Raw genomic sequence first — 15,650 nt, forward strand, 5'->3', positions numbered from 1 at the left:
GTTTTATCTAAACAACCCAAGAATCGTCGAAATAACCCTCCCCACAATTTTTGATATTTTACCAAATATCGACTCATTTTCAACATTAGATCCAGTATAATTGGTGTTATTAAATTCCTTAATGTTTGATTCATTATTATTCAGAATATATGTTTTATTATGGGTACTTTCTGTCATATTTTTGTAAGATTCGGAAGTTCCATTGATTTTTTCATTCTTTTCAGAAAACTCATGCCCCTCCACCCCTTTACTTCCATTTATTTCGATAGATATTGATTTTTTTAGGATTACTGGAACTTTTTGATAATTGAAGAGTGCAAAGTCATTAATTCTAACATATAATGTTACATTATACGTTCCACTCTCTAAACCCTCCAATCTTAAAGGAATCATTAATTCCTTCTCAGATTTTGGATAAATCTCTGTTTGGAAAATGGAGCTCTTATAGTAGATATTTGAACCCTTGCTAACCTCAACCCAATACTGAACTGTTAAATTCACTGGAAACTTATCATTTCTAATTTTTGCTTTTAATATATTATTGTTATAGTTTAAGTCTTCAATATTCACTGGAGAAATAACCTCCGTAACCACATGTGTCCCTGTAGGTATTTCATCCCCCAATATATCAATTGCTGAGTATCTTCCAACCCTGTAATAATTTGATATTTTAACTAAGTGGATTCCATAACCTTCAGTGTATATAATATCAACATTCTCTACAGATTTTGGAATTATATGGGCTACAGTATATCCTTCAAACCCTTCATCGAAAAAGATTGGAAATTCTACTTCAACCTCTGAATAATTATTTAGATGAACCGTCTTAGCACTACTTTTTGCTCTAACATTTCCATCTTTGTCAATAACCTCAATCCAAATATCGCAATCAACTTTAGAGTTTAAATTATTTCTTAATACAACTACACATGTGTTGTTAAATCCTGCAATAGGTTTGGCTGAGTATATTCCCCCATTTCCTTTTATTACATTTATTCTTCCTAATAATAACGTGTTATTGTAATATATTCTAACAATGTCTATTGGTGATATTGCATAGAAATGAGCAAAGCATGTATAATCTTTAGCCCCTCCCTTAACCGAAACTGTAATTTTTAAGTCACCATTTACTTCCTTGTAAAAGACTATAGGAATACTTATCTCTTTAGTTTGATGAGGTGTTATAGCAAATGGAATTTCCTTAGAATAATTTACTACTCCATATTTAAAATTATCATCTACAATAATTTTTCCCGATAATGTTTTATTATAGATATTTTTTAGAATAATGGACATATTGTATTTCTTCCCAATTAATACATATCCTCCTGGACCCATTTCCTCATTTATTTCTTTATCTTTTGGTAAGATAATTTTTTCAATAATTACTGGCGGTATAGGTTTTGGCTCTATGTTAATACTGTAAGATTTACTAAAAATTAAAGTATTTACATCTATAGGATGTATAGTTATTTCTATATTCTTACTACCTCTCTTTGTATATATTGGGACAAATATATCTTTTTTCTCCTTTTTACCAATATTAATTATTTTATTGACAGATCTATTCCCATATTTGACAGTCAATATAGCTGTGACATCTTTATTATATTTATTCTCTACAGTAATTTTTAAAATAGCCAGTGTTGGGTCATCTTTAACATAATATCTTGGTAATACATCATCTTTCTGTAAATATTTATCTGATAATACTTCTCTTATTTCGTTATCTAAAATGCCTGCCGAGTCATAGAAATTCTTTACAATCTTTGAAGTGTTTTCATCAATCTTCCTATAAAGTTCTACATTCTTTACAACAACTGGAAGATAATAATATTTTGTTATACTTTTATAGTCATAGTATATTCCAGAATCATCCCTCTTTTGGACAGTTTCTTCAATACCATCAATAGTATGTGTAACATTCATTATTTCTACGTTTGTTTCAACTGTAAATTTCTCTTTGTCGAGGACAATCTTAGGAACTTTAAACGATACCTTCACTTCCTCTCCAAAAGGAATATATACTGTCTTAAAATCGTTTTTACCATTGTAAATTACATTATCTCCATCTTTTATATTTATCCAAACTTTAGCAATATAGTCACTCTTTGCTGTAGGATTACTTTTTAGAGTTACATCAAACCAGTTAGAATAGCAAATTTCAGTATTTCCAATTTTGTATGAGTCCTCACATGTTACATTTTTAACGTCTACTGGAAAATACTGTTTCACTTTAACTGTTGTTGATGCTATAGTTTTTCCATTTTCAATCAACGATATCTTAGCATCATGTTCTTTATCGTCACTAATCGGAACTCTAACTTCCACAATTTTTTCTACATGACTATTTGGTGGCAAAGGTATTAAACCAGACTCCCAAGTTTTTCCTTCACATTCTACTTTAACTATGACATCATGCTCATATTCATCCTTATTTACAATCCCTAAATATAGAACTTGCTCACTAATATCTACATGTAATATTGGTGAATTTGGTGGGTCATACGGTGACCATACCTTATATACACTGACATCTCCACATACTACTGGCAATAATAACAGCAAAAGAACCAATGCTACTTTTTTCATGCCCCTCCCCCCCTATAAAGACAATGAAAGATTATTTTTACTAATCTATCTAAAATCCTTTCCCCCACACTACAGTTTGTATTTTTATTTTTTCATTATTTTAATGTATAACGAACATAGATAAATTTTTATTATATGTTATATAAATTATTTAGCACAAATTAATTTCCACATTCATCGAAGTTACAATTAAATAATGACATATTCGTAGGGGAGGGGAAGATGATAAATTTTATTGTTGGGGCAATAGGGCTATTAATAGCTTCAATCTACGATTTAAAAAGTAGAGAAATTGAAGATTACATCTGGATATCAATGGTCATTTTTGGATTGATATATCATGGCTACTTATCATTTATTTCACATGATATGTCATATATCATTCAATCGATTGTTGGATTTATAGTCTGTTTCTTTTTAGGGTTTTTTATGTTCCTATTGGGCGTTGGGGGAGGTGATGGAAAACTAATAATGGGACTCGGAGCTTTAATTCCAAAATATAATATGCCAATATACACACCGTTAGGTTTAATCTTAAATTATTATTATATCCCATCCTTTCCAATAATGGTAGTAATTAATGCAGTGTTCTTTTCAATTATACTTCCAATAATTATATTTTTAAGAAATGTAATTAGAGGAGTCAAACCAAAGACAAAAAAAGAGTTTCTATGTATGTTCCTTGGCGAAAAAATGAAAGTTTCTGAAGCCATGAAAAAGGAAAGGTTAATCCTTGGAAATCATGAAAATTTAAAACTACTCCCCAATGCTGAAAAAGATTATGATTTCTCAAAGTTTGATAAAAATGAAGAAATCTGGGTAACTCCAGCTATACCGTTCGTTGTTCCGATATTTTTGTCCTATCTGCTAACACCAATCATAGGCGACAAAATTATCGATATCTTTCTATCAATTCTTAGACTATAAAATAATAAAAATAATAATCCATATTTCTTAATATATATTTCTTAATTTTTTAATAGATAGGTACTGAAACCCCTAAAACCTGTGAAACTATTAGCTTCGTTATATAAGCCACTATAGCACATATCCAAAGTATCGCAACAAAGTGCAGTAGAGAAACAAACTTATGCCCTCCGTCCATAATTTTGATTAATATACCAGAAACTGCAGAGTAAATAATAAGAGATCCAAATATTATATACTCTATAACATCTGAATTGCTTATTGGTGCAATATTCAAGATATGAATAACAGTTTCAGGAATACTTAGTGATGAATACAACTCATTAATCATCTTAGCTACTCCTAATGAGGCAAATAATGCTAAAGTTATACCACCCCCAAGACCATAAACTACCCCAACAAACTGCTGTATATTTTGGTATTTGGATTTTCTTAACTGCACTATTTTACGGAAATTCTTACTTATTATTTCAGCTGCTGTTTTTGGGTCACCTCCAAAGTATATACATCGTGAAAATATGTCAGAAAAAAGCTGTATCAAATAACTACATGAGTCAAAGCCAAACAACCTCCAAGATTTATTTGAATCAATACCCAAAGCCAATCTTTTGTATAACTTCTTAATATCATGAGTTAGTGGTCCAAAATCATGGTTTGAGAGATATTCTAAAGAACTAACCATTCCCCCTCCTTTAGCACTTACTGAATCTCCCAAAGACCTTAAAAAATCAGGAAATACGAATTCCTTTCTTTTTACTTTTTCTTCCTCTTTTAATGCAACAAACCCTCCAATAGCTAATGGTGTAGCTCCCAAAGCCACTAATATCATATACGGTATTTGAGAAAAAGGAGACAATCCAATCACATATTTAGCCCATAAAAGAAATGGTAAAAGTATTATAGTCAATATAACAGATATTATTAGCCATTTTCTAAGTTTTTTATCAGTTTCTGTAGGTTTTTCTCCCGTATGCCACAGTCTATCAAATGGGAGTCTATTTTTTATCACAATAACAATAAGTAGCTCAACGGCAAAAAATGAAAATAACGCTATAGTAGCCATAAACACAAAATTATATGGCAATAAGAATGGAACTAAAATTGAAAAAGCCATGAAAAATGCTACAGATGTCATTGCACTAACATATAATTCTTTATATAAGTCAAGGGAATACAACATTCTTTTATAGAATGCAGCATAATCATCCATAACAATATCTTGCTCTTTTATTAAAAACTCTTTAAGTTCCTCCCCACTATCTAATGCATAAGCCAACCTATCTAAAAAATCTGCAAATTCACTGCTTGGTGTTCTCTGAGCTAAAAATCTGCAGGCTTCAGCCAATGAACGCCCCCACTTATCTGTCAAGACATATAATTTTTCAGATTCTTTTGCCAGTTCTCCAAGTTCTTCTTTCTCTTCTGAGAGTATCTTTAATAAATCTTTTCTATTTAAATCAGTTATAGACAAAGTCCCAAATTTTGTAATAAAAATATGCAATCGCTCATTTATCTTGTTTTTTTGAGAATCTAAAACAATATATGGATACCCGATTGCACTAGCAAGTATTATAATTGGTAGAAATAAATATATATATAAAATAATACCACTAAACAGCATAAAACCTAATATGGTTAAAACAATAGAGGCAATAACCGCAGGCAATACAATTTTTAATAAATAATCTCTGGGCTTAAGCCCAATTCTTGGTAGTAAATCAAATACCACAATAACCACCTCAAATTGGGAATGGAAGTCCCTCTAAACCTTTTTCGTAAAATGCCCATATTATATCTCTAACCTGATAGTAATCGAAAATTTCTCTTGCAATCATTTCCTCTAATATTCTTGCTCTCAATTCTAACTCGTTATAAATATCTCTCGGGTCTTCATATCCTGCTGCCTTAGCTATCTTCTCTTCCAAGATATAACTGTTATTTCTTCCCGTAAATACATGCCTATCCTTATCTGGCTCCCATTGGAACACCGCCCTTGTAATAACCCCATCTACCTCTTTGTAATATCCTTCAATTTCTTCAATGGTAACTACTCTTCTCAAAACCTTACCTCTCTGATAAACAGCGAGTTGGAAGAGTGCAACATTTAGGTTGTCCATAAATGTTAATGGAACGTTGATTGGGTCTCCGTTCAACCTCTGTATCATTTTTCTAACATTGGCTGCGTGGAATGTTGAAAGGACAGGGTGCCCTGTCTGCATAGCTTGGAAGGCAACTGCTGCCTCGACACTCCTAATTTCTCCAACAATAATGTAGTTAGGTCTTGACCTCAACGCAGCTCTTAACAAGTCAAAGAGCGTAACCCTACTCTCTTCTGGTCCTCTTTCTCTTGTAACTAACTGCTGCCATACTGGATGAGGTGGTTTGACTTCTGGAGTATCTTCACAGGAGAATATCTTCGAATTTGGTTTTATAAATGGTAAGATTGCGTTTAATGTTGTTGTCTTACCTGATGCTGTTTCCCCACAAATAAAGATACTCATACCATACTCCAAACACAGCCACAAATATGCTGCAACTTCAGCTGAGAATGTTCCCCAGCTAATAAGTTGTGTAACACTGATAGGAACATCTGTAAATTTCCTAATTGTAAATGATGGACCCTTTGGAGAAACATCAGTAGAGTAAATAATGTTAATTCTTGAACCATCTGGTAGTGTTCCATCAACTATTGGGTTAGCATCTGAAACTGGCCTACCCATTCGTTCTCCTATATTTTTTAAATAGTCGGCAAGCTCAATCTCATCCTCCCATGTAATATTTGTAGGCAACATTCCAAAAATTTTATGAACAACATGACAATTTTTTGGACCAATAACGTGAATATCCTCTAAGTATGGATCTCTACCAATAGGTTCAAGATTACCCAAACCTATTAAATCCCTCTTTAATATGTAAAGGAACTTATCCCTCTCCTCTGGTGTGATTTTAATTTTACTATCTGCAAATCTAAATATCCTTTGAAAAAACCCCTCCTCCCCAACTGTCTCAGTAACCTTTGTGCATGCATTAAATAATCTCGTTAAAACTTCTTCAAATTCTTCCACACTCTTAGGAGTTTCTTCATAAGGGGCAAGCTCCAAAATTTTGTGCAATATCATCTTATACTTTAATTTTTCTTCGGCAGTTTCTAATTTTGGCTCAATAACTATATATTTTGTCTTTGTCTCTGGAGTTCCAAATATATGGATAAAGATTGGATCTCCAACAGGATAGATAATATTTGGATATTTTAGCTCCTTTAATTCTCTTGAGAGTGAGACCATAAAGTCTGGAATTCGCATATAGGTTCTTTTAAAGTTCTCAATGTATCTTCGTAAATGCGGATTTCTTTTCATTGCCTCTTTTAATTCCGCTTCGCTCATTATTATCACCAAAATCTAAAATTATGCAACAGATGCAATCTCAATAGCAATACCAATCTTAGGTTCAACCCTAAACACAATATTTTTCTGATATGGTCCAGGAGCCATATTGTATTTTAGTATCTTGGCTAAGTTCTTCAAATCCCCTCCAAATGTGAATAATTCTGTTTTTATTAACATTGTTGCCGATGTTCTTATAATAGTTAAAATCGATTCTGGTAGTTCTTTTGGATTTACTGTGCAAATTATTATTTTCTTTAAAGCTGTGATTCTCTTAAAAAAAGCCATTAAATCATTAACATTAACTTCACTGGCATCATTTGCTATTAATGCGGATATTGAATCAAATATAATAACATCTTTTTCATAAAATGCTCTAGTTTCCATAACTTTTTTTAAAAATCCATCCTTTTTTTTATTATCTGCAATTAAGGGATAGACTGGAATGTACAACAAAGCTCCTGATAACAACTTTTTATTGATTGAGTAATTCAAAGAATTCATCTGTTTTATAAATTCTAAGGTTGTGAGTTGAGTAGAGACATAAGTTACTGAATATCTATTCTGTAAAAATCCATATGCCAATCTCTGGCATAAGACAGATTTACCTGTACTCTCCTCTCCCTCAATTATTATCAGGCTACCATGTGGAATACCACCCCCAATTCTTTTATCCAAATCATCTCTACTCAAATCAATTCTTGCTAATTCCATAATCCCCACCTAAAAAATTTAGGAAATATAACCCTTAATTATCCTTGAAACCCCACATTCAGAAATAACCTTTATCCTGTGATATCCAGTTTCATTATAATTTACAACAATCTCCCCCACGTCTCCAGGAGACAACACATTACTTCCAGGAGATGTTAGCTGATTAGTGGTATTGATATCTACGATACTCCCATCAATGATTATCGTAAATGAATCATTCGTAAATATAATTGGGTCTTTACCAGTATTTTTAATGTAAAGAGCAATAGTACCTGCTGAAGAATTTCTAACGATATCTCCTGGGTCATTTATAATCTCAAAATCTTGAGATAACTTTGTGGCTAACGCATCACTTTTTTTCCCAATATTTAAAGAAATCTTATAGGTAGAGGTCGTTAAAATCCCTGCCACAAATGCAGCGATTAACAATACAGCAACGAACATGACTATTTCAGACATTGCACTTGATGCCAATTAAATCACCCTAAACCCACACAAGTCAAATTTTATTTTATAGAAGATTATAGAAGAATAAATCATGCAGGGGTCGCCAAGTTATGTTAATGAATAGAAATACTTGTTCCCATTATCTGAGACAACACATATCCTACTTGGCTGTGTCCAATTTACTACAATCGTTATACTATCCAATGGAACGAGATATTTTTTCAATTGAGGGTAATAAGAAATATTCTCTTCTGGCACCACTGTGCCATCAAACAGTATGGTAAATTTGCCAGGTTCAACTACAACCGAGCCATTATTATAGATGGTTATATTTGTTTGTGATGGACTGGTCTTAACATCAGTAATTACCAACTTTTCATTTAATTTGGCATATATATGACTATAATAAGTTGTATAAGCCTCATCGACATTTTCGTAATAACTGTCCATTGTCACATAAAGGTAAGCTCCACATACAAGCAATGCAATAATCATTACTGTTGCCCCTACTACTGAGCTAAATCCCATAGAACTGTTCAGCCCCCTTCTTTATTTTTCTTAATTCCCATTCAATTTTATCCAATAGTTCAGCAGATATCTTTTTTCCATTTAACCTTTCAATAAATAAGAGTGAGATTATATGGTCGGTAATATTTAACTTTCCAGAACCTTCAACTACATTTTCTTCATCAACTTTTATTCCCTTTAAGAATTTTAATAGTTTTGCTAATGCTTTATCACCTAACCATCCTAACATGTAATAGAAGTCTAACACATCAGACACATTTTCAACACCTATCCTCTCACATAAATATTCCAGCCATTTTAATGCCAATATAATTGCAATTGGGTCCTCATCAGGAATGTCCTCTAATTTAGCAGGTTTATGGACTTCTAATATTGTTGAAGTTAATGCATCCATTTTAAACACCTCCCCCAAATATTTTTTAGATAAGTTAATAATCTTAAGTAGTATTTTTAGATTGATTGTAATTCCATAGCCCATTTTTTTATTCTTCTAATTTCTATCTCTAACATTTCAAGAACCTCGGGATCTATTGGTCTTCCTGCAAGCTTTTCTATATACAATAATGAAACTATATGGTCACTTGGTGATAGCTTATCTCTTGGTCTTAATTCTTCCTCATCATATGTTATTTTCATATTCTTAGCAAATCTCAATAACTTTAATATAACTTTATTAGATATCCACCCAATCTTATTGTAATAGTCTAGAATGTCTGGTAAATATGTCACACCTGATTTGCTAATTAAAAATTCCAGCCATTTAAATACTAAGGTCATGGAAACAGCATCTTCAGGGATATCGTTCAGTCTATACTCTTTTTCTCCTTCAATAGGTGTCATAAAGCCTCCCCCCATAGATAATTCTTTAGGTAGTTCATACTTTTCTAATTTAGCTTCTTTCTTAATCTCTTTCTTAGTTTCTTCAACTTTAACTTTTTCATGGGTTTCTTCTACAGGTTTTTCTACAGGTTTAGGGACTTCAATCTCTTTAACTTCCTCTTCAGTTTTTTTACCAGCGTCTATTGGCTCTTTTTTCTTACTTACTTCAATTTCTTCAATTTCTACTGGCTTTTTAGGTTTTTCTTCACTTTTAATTTTAATAGGAACGTTTTCTATTTCCTCAGTAGCTTTAACTTTTTCAATTTCTTCTGAAGTTTTTGTTGAAACAGCCATTGTAGTGAGCTTCATTATAGCATCAAGCTTCTGTTCGAGAGTTTGAAGCTTTTTATTAAGCTCCTCTGTTTTATCTTCTCTTCTCCCTTTTGATAAAACCTCTGTGATTCTCTCAACAATCTTATCAAGTTGTTTTTTTGTAACCCTCTTGCCTCTTAAATTGTTTTTTAATAGAATGATAACGAAAGATGGCAATTTTGATTTTAAATTATCTAAATATTCCTCAATTTCATCCTCTGTAAGAATCTCCTCATCAGAGAACATAGGAGAGGGTGATGTTTCACTTATTGTCTTTTGTATCATGAGTATCCTCCCCAGACATTGACTTTATAATCTCCTCCTCCAATACCTCTTCAATAATTTCATCAAGGTTAATATCAAGTTGATGCAAATATAGGGAACCAAGGATTATCAAATCATTTGTAAGTTCTTCAACAGTTTTTTTAAGCCTTTTATATTCTGTTTCTAATCTTTCAAGCTTTTCTAAACTCGTTGCAGTAATTTTTGAAACTCCAATAAACGGATTTATTTGATTTGATACAACTTCATAGAGAGCCATTATATCCTGCAAATTTTCGTTAATTTTGCTAAGTTCAACCCTTAGCATTTCATTTTCTTTCCTTAAGTTGTTTATTGAAGATTCTAACTTTGGTAGTTTGGATTCAATATCATTAACTTTTGCTAACAAACCTTCTGTAGTTTCCATTAGGTCTTTAACTGTTCGCTCAAGTTCATCGTATTTTTCAGTCTCCAATGGGTCTTCGAGTAAATTTTCCTCCTCTTCAGGAGGAGTATCATCTTCTAATTTTTGTTTTTTTTTAATTTTGGTAATTTACTTTTTATTGAGGCAATTATATCTTTTATCCCCATAAGGATTCACCTTAAAAAGTTAATATGGAAACTTCCAAAATTACTGAAGCGTAACTACATGCTCGCTGAATGTTGATGGTGCCCTAAATTCGATGATTCCTGAAGCTCCAAATTCTGGAATAACTTCTCCATATATTCTCTCTCTTGGCGTAATACCTCCAAATACATCTCCAACATCTACAGCAATAATGGCTTTATCTCCAAAATTCATTGTTGGATGCTCTGTATTGTTCATTGATCCATCTTCATCTTGTAAGACAATAACACCAAATTCTGTGGATGGATTAGATATACTTGGCCATGATTTACTAAATATATCTTGGGTTCCATTAGTGTTTACATATACAATTGAATTCTGTCCTCCATATACTAATGAAGCTTTATAATCACCGTTGGAAATAGTAACTATTACTGATGATAAATCAATCTCATCTCCAACATTAGGAGACACAAGTATTGCAAGCTTTGTTATATTTTTTGTATCATTTGCATAGCCAATAACTTTTAATACCTGAATTCCACTTGCTACCTGTCTTGTACTTTCTTCGCCAACCCTAGCAGCTTTGTGCTGAAGGTTGGCTGCCGTGTTTATTATAACCGCCGCTGCTACTGCAGCGACTAACACTAAAGCGATGAAGATGATGAGCGTCCCTATACCAATTGCCCCTCGGCGACTTTTAAGGTAATTTAACAACAACATATTCGGCCACCTCAATTTCAAAAAATATTTATATTATTTATATACATTATTATAATGGAATCTCATAATTTAAATATCGAATAAAAAAAAATTAAATTAGGGGCTTATTGAAGTTGTATTACCTCTTGTGTACCTAAGTATGCAGCTGGTGTTGTGAATTCAATAACTGCTGGAGCACCAAATTCTGGAATTACTGAACCAGTTACTGTTGTTCTTGGAGCTAAGTTAAGTCCATCTGCTGAAGCATTTATTGTTAAAGCAACAATATCTCCTTTATTAATTACAGGAGTAGTACCCTTACATGAACCATCTGCATCTTGCAATACAATGATTCCAAATTGCCCAGCACTTAAATTCCATGCAGCAAGAGATAAGTTAGTAACTTCTCCTCCAGTTGTTAAATCCACATATGCATTTGGATTGTATTTTAATACTGCTTTCTTATTACCGTCAGTAATTAATATCTTAGTTTGATTTAAGTCGATTGCAGCACTTCCAGCATTTGGTGAAACATAAATTGCCAAATAGTTAATTGTCTTATTGTCGTGCATTCCGATTACTTGAAGTGTTGAAAGTCCACTTGCGACTTGTTCGGTGCTTTCTTTACCTGTAGCCATTGCTTTTTGTTGGAGGAATCCACTTGTGTTGATTAAGACGGCTGCTGCTACTGCAGCAACTAAGACCATGGCTATGAAGATTATCAAGGTTCCTATACCCATAGCCCCTCTCTTACCCTTTAGAAATTCAAGAACTTTCATCTTGTATCACCTTTGTTAGTTATCTAAATTGTGAAAGTAATTATAATTTCCAGGCAATTTACTGTAGTTCAACTATAGTTTGTGTGTATGCAGCTGGTGTTGTGAATTGGATAACTGCTGGAGCACCAAATTCTGGCTGGAACTGTCCTGAAACTTCTGCTCTGGTTGGTATTGGTTTGCCAAATACTGCACTTGCATTAACTAATAAGACAGCAATATCTCCTTTGTTAATAACTCCATTTGATAATGAACCGTCAGCATCTTGGATAACCCCCACAACATATGAAGAACCATCTGCTGAACTCCATGCAGATATTGCTGTTGAGTTGAATAAGTCAGTAGCTCCTAATGTGTCAGTTGTAACTGTGCTGTAGTTTAAAACATGTGACTCTCCGTCATAAATTAAGAACAACTTAGCATTCTTTAAATCAATTGGAGCACTTCCTGCATTTGGAGTTACATAAATTGCAAGTTTATCAATTCCGTTAGCTCCATCATAGTGTCCTGTAACTCCCAAACACATTAGTCCACTTGCGACTTGTTCGGTGCTTTCTTTACCTGTAGCCATTGCTTTTTGTTGGAGGAATCCACTTGTGTTGATTAAGACGGCTGCTGCTACTGCAGCAACTAAGACCATGGCTATGAAGATTATCAAGGTTCCTATACCCATAGCCCCTCTCTTACCCTTTAGAAATTCAAGAACTTTCATCTTGTATCACCTAATGTATTAATCTCTCAATTGCTTGTAGTATTTTCCTCCCCCACACAAATTCCCCCACACTTTCCTCAATCCACCTCACTATAAACTGTAATTTTCCTAAAATATATTCTTTTTGCGTAATTTATTGCGTAGCCAATTTTATCGGTGTTTATGTAGCGGTTTATGTAGGTAAAACGATAGTCGAATCTTAAATAGCAAATTAACGTAACGATTATATTAAATCCAAGATTCAGAAGTAAATCTAAAGAAAGGTAAATTTATATAGACTAATAAATAAACATAACAAAAAAGATGTATTGATAGATTATAGTTTTTTGCAAAAAACCATATAGATGATTTGAATGGTGAAAATATGAAAAATGATGAAATAATAAAAACCCTATCCAGTGAATTGCTAAAAGGGGCAAAAATGTTATCAACTCATTGCTCAAAGTGTGGATGCCCATTATTTGAAAAGGATGGAAAGATATATTGCCCTGTCTGTGAAAAACTTAAAAATAAAGAGGTAACTGAAAAAATTGAAAAAGGGATTGAAAGTAAGGCAGATATAAAAAAGGCTGAGGCTAATGAAATGTTAAATTTAGATGAAGTATTGGCGGATAAAATAAACTATTTAGTAATGAAACTAAAAGAAGAAACTGAAATTAGCAGAATCAAAGAAATAGCAGAAGCTATTTATATATTAATCAAAATCAGAAAGAAAATTGGATAATAACTTATTTTATTATTTTTATTTTAGATATTGAAACGCCTATTCCTTCTTCTGGAAGGATTTCAGAACCGTTATATCCAACTATTAAGTTGTAAGTTTTTTCTTTTTTCTTAATTTCTTCAAAGAGTTCAATTAAGGTGGTATTTTTATATATAACATTTCCATTTTCTACATCAATCAGTCTTAAGTCCTTATTTTCTGATTTTATTGAGATGTAGTAGTATCCCTGCTCTGGGAACATTATAGATATAGGTATTATTTTTGTGTCTTTTGAGATTTTATCTATCTGAAACTTTACTAAAATCTTTAAATTGTCTTTATCATCAGATTTAATGCTTATATTATTTATATTATCTAAAGAAGATTTTGATTCGATAATCGGAGATGAGTTATTGAAAATATTTACTGATTCATTTTCACTATCTACGGTTATTATTGGAATTTTTGAAATATTTGGTTGATGTGATAAGTTGTTAGTACTGTTATTACTAATATTCCCGCTACTATTAAAATTATTTGAGTTGTTAGAGTTTAACATTACAAACAATCCAAACATAAGAATTAAAATTAAAACGCATCCCAATACAACATTTTTAATTACTTTTAATTTAATATGTGACGATATTTTTTCTTTTTCTTTTAATAATGTAGGTTTATATTTCCCCATGTTTAATTTCGGCTTTCCTACTTTAACTAATTCGTCATCTATTGGTTTTTCATCAAAAGATGCTACAAAAAGAGGAATATTATCTCTTAAATTTAGAGTATTTTTTAGCTCTTCCTTTATCTCATCAATATTTTCTCTATTAGACACTATGCTATTTATCAAGTGTAAAATTCTATATTTAAATGGTTCAGCAATTAGTTTGTTATTCTCATTTTTAAATTTAAACACTTTTCCATCGAGTTTATTGCTACACGCAATAACACTTTTTGGATTTTCTATCAATTCACTGAATTTTATGAAATTTTTCCAATATTTTAAATTGCAGTTATTATTTAAATCAAGGGGACAATATAGATAATAATCTTTGTCAATAACAAATACTGGAGAGCTTCCTAAAGAAAATAGCATTAATTTGCCATTCCTATATACTCCCCCAGCAACAGATAGCTCCAAAGTTTCATAATTAAGCCCTTTTTGTTTTAAAAATTTATCTATTTTTTTAAAACCTTCATAAACTCCAACTTCTATGAGATTTTTTAAGTTAGTTATGTATCTGTTGTTATAAACCTCATTGCAAAATGTTCTTGAAAAAATTTCAGATATTTTAAATCCATATCTCAATGTAGTTGGCTCATCACATATAACAAAAACGAGAAAGTTCTCGTCCTCATCTAATATATAGTAGGAACACTCACTATAATTACTATCAAGCAGATATCCACTTGAAACAGAGAGGGCAATCATAAACCCCACCATAATAAATTTGAAAATTTAATTAACTTAAGTTTTTGATGATATTTATATCTTTACCCAAATTTGTTGGTGAGAGAATGATTCTAAAACTTAATGGATATGGTTATAGCTCAAACTCCTATCTGATAATTGGAAAAAAGAACATACTTATAGACCCTGGAACTCCTGGAACTTTTAATATGCTAATGGAAGAAATAGAAAGAAGTGGGATAAAAAATATTGATTTAATAATAAATACTCACTGCCATTACGACCACACATCTGCAGATTACTTGATTGAGGAGCATTTCAACTGCCCAACAGTAATTGAGGATAAGGAGGTTAAACATTTAAAAGAAGGAGATAAAGTAACTGTATCCTCCCTATTTGGAGCTAAGCTAAATCCTCCAAAGGAGATAATCCCACTATCAGAAATTGAGGAAGAGCTAAAAAGCTATGGTTTGGAAGTTATAAGAACTCCAGGACATACCTACGGCTCTATATCAATAATCTATGAAAATGGCTTAATAACTGGAGATACAATCTTTGCGTATGGAGTGGGGAGATGGGATTTACCTACTGGAAATGTTGTTGAGCTAAGAAATTCTATAAATATGTTGGAGAGAATAGCTAATGAAAGAGGCATAGATGTTATATATCCTGGACATGGGGAGATTGGAGATAGAATGGCATTTAGCTATGCAAAATTATTTTTGTAGGGATAAT

Annotated in this window: 16 protein-coding genes; 3 read left to right on the forward strand and 13 right to left on the reverse strand. The window is 32.1% G+C overall.

All coding sequences use genetic code 11. The features are described from left to right. Positions 1-3: 3 nt before the first annotated feature. Positions 4-2,592 carry a hypothetical protein gene (locus MFS40622_RS06270; RefSeq protein ID WP_012980840.1) on the reverse strand — a complete coding sequence of 863 codons (2,589 nt, stop codon included), beginning with the start codon at positions 2,590-2,592 and terminating at the stop codon, positions 4-6. A gap of 222 nt (positions 2,593-2,814) precedes the next feature. Here MFS40622_RS06270 and flaK point away from each other — a divergent pair, with 222 nt between their 5' ends. After that, positions 2,815-3,519 (forward strand): preflagellin peptidase FlaK, encoded by a 705-nt coding sequence (gene flaK / locus MFS40622_RS06275; RefSeq protein WP_012980841.1) that lies wholly within the window; start codon positions 2,815-2,817, stop codon positions 3,517-3,519. Positions 3,520-3,568: 49 nt separating this feature from the next. On the opposite strand, the gene flaJ is transcribed toward flaK, so the two are convergent. The 11 genes from flaJ to MFS40622_RS06330 form a co-directional block, all read right to left on the reverse strand. Continuing rightward, positions 3,569-5,248, reverse strand: coding sequence for an archaellar assembly protein FlaJ (gene flaJ, locus MFS40622_RS06280; RefSeq protein WP_012980842.1), 1,680 nt, complete (start codon positions 5,246-5,248; stop codon positions 3,569-3,571). A gap of 10 nt (positions 5,249-5,258) precedes the next feature. Continuing rightward, a complete protein-coding gene (locus MFS40622_RS06285; RefSeq protein ID WP_012980843.1) occupies positions 5,259-6,902 on the reverse strand; it encodes a type II/IV secretion system ATPase subunit in 1,644 nt (547 codons plus the stop codon). 21 nt (positions 6,903-6,923) lie between these two features. Further along, positions 6,924-7,616 carry an ATPase domain-containing protein gene (locus MFS40622_RS06290; protein WP_012980844.1) on the reverse strand — a complete coding sequence of 231 codons (693 nt, stop codon included), beginning with the start codon at positions 7,614-7,616 and terminating at the stop codon, positions 6,924-6,926. Between the two features lie 18 nt (positions 7,617-7,634). Continuing rightward, positions 7,635-8,090 carry a flagellar protein G gene (locus MFS40622_RS06295; RefSeq protein ID WP_048197495.1) on the reverse strand — a complete coding sequence of 152 codons (456 nt, stop codon included), beginning with the start codon at positions 8,088-8,090 and terminating at the stop codon, positions 7,635-7,637. An 81-nt stretch (positions 8,091-8,171) separates the two neighbouring features. Next, on the reverse strand, positions 8,172-8,591 hold the full coding sequence (locus MFS40622_RS06300; RefSeq protein ID WP_012980846.1) for a flagellar protein F: 420 nt from the start codon (positions 8,589-8,591) through the stop codon (positions 8,172-8,174). Next, positions 8,581-8,985, reverse strand: coding sequence for a FlaD/FlaE family flagellar protein (locus tag MFS40622_RS06305; RefSeq protein ID WP_048197496.1), 405 nt, complete (start codon positions 8,983-8,985; stop codon positions 8,581-8,583). The genes MFS40622_RS06300 and MFS40622_RS06305 overlap by 11 nt, the downstream gene beginning before the upstream one ends. A gap of 56 nt (positions 8,986-9,041) precedes the next feature. Continuing rightward, positions 9,042-10,067, reverse strand: coding sequence for a FlaD/FlaE family flagellar protein (locus tag MFS40622_RS06310; protein ID WP_012980848.1), 1,026 nt, complete (start codon positions 10,065-10,067; stop codon positions 9,042-9,044). After that, positions 10,045-10,470 (reverse strand): flagella accessory protein C, encoded by a 426-nt coding sequence (locus MFS40622_RS06315; RefSeq protein WP_048197595.1) that lies wholly within the window; start codon positions 10,468-10,470, stop codon positions 10,045-10,047. The genes MFS40622_RS06310 and MFS40622_RS06315 overlap by 23 nt, the downstream gene beginning before the upstream one ends. A 204-nt stretch (positions 10,471-10,674) precedes the next feature. Beyond that, positions 10,675-11,334, reverse strand: coding sequence for a flagellin (locus MFS40622_RS06320; protein ID WP_012980850.1), 660 nt, complete (start codon positions 11,332-11,334; stop codon positions 10,675-10,677). A 104-nt stretch (positions 11,335-11,438) separates the two neighbouring features. Then, complete coding sequence (locus tag MFS40622_RS06325; RefSeq protein WP_012980851.1) at positions 11,439-12,092, reverse strand: flagellin; 654 nt, start codon at positions 12,090-12,092, stop codon at positions 11,439-11,441. 58 nt (positions 12,093-12,150) lie between these two features. After that, positions 12,151-12,801 carry a flagellin gene (locus MFS40622_RS06330; protein WP_012980852.1) on the reverse strand — a complete coding sequence of 217 codons (651 nt, stop codon included), beginning with the start codon at positions 12,799-12,801 and terminating at the stop codon, positions 12,151-12,153. A 364-nt stretch (positions 12,802-13,165) separates the two neighbouring features. On the opposite strand from MFS40622_RS06330, the gene MFS40622_RS06335 reads away from it, so the two are divergent. Beyond that, complete coding sequence (locus MFS40622_RS06335; protein WP_012980853.1) at positions 13,166-13,525, forward strand: Sjogren's syndrome/scleroderma autoantigen 1 family protein; 360 nt, start codon at positions 13,166-13,168, stop codon at positions 13,523-13,525. A gap of 4 nt (positions 13,526-13,529) precedes the next feature. Here MFS40622_RS06335 and MFS40622_RS06340 read toward each other — a convergent pair whose 3' ends face one another. Next, positions 13,530-14,936 (reverse strand): hypothetical protein, encoded by a 1,407-nt coding sequence (locus tag MFS40622_RS06340; RefSeq protein ID WP_012980854.1) that lies wholly within the window; start codon positions 14,934-14,936, stop codon positions 13,530-13,532. Between the two features lie 86 nt (positions 14,937-15,022). On the opposite strand from MFS40622_RS06340, the gene MFS40622_RS06345 reads away from it, so the two are divergent. Beyond that, positions 15,023-15,643, forward strand: a complete 621-nt coding sequence (locus MFS40622_RS06345; RefSeq protein ID WP_048197498.1) for an MBL fold metallo-hydrolase — start codon at positions 15,023-15,025, stop codon at positions 15,641-15,643. Positions 15,644-15,650 lie beyond the last annotated feature (7 nt).

Source organism: Methanocaldococcus sp. FS406-22 (assembly GCF_000025525.1).
Taxonomy (GTDB): Archaea; AGJL01; Methanococci; order Methanococcales; family Methanocaldococcaceae; genus Methanocaldococcus.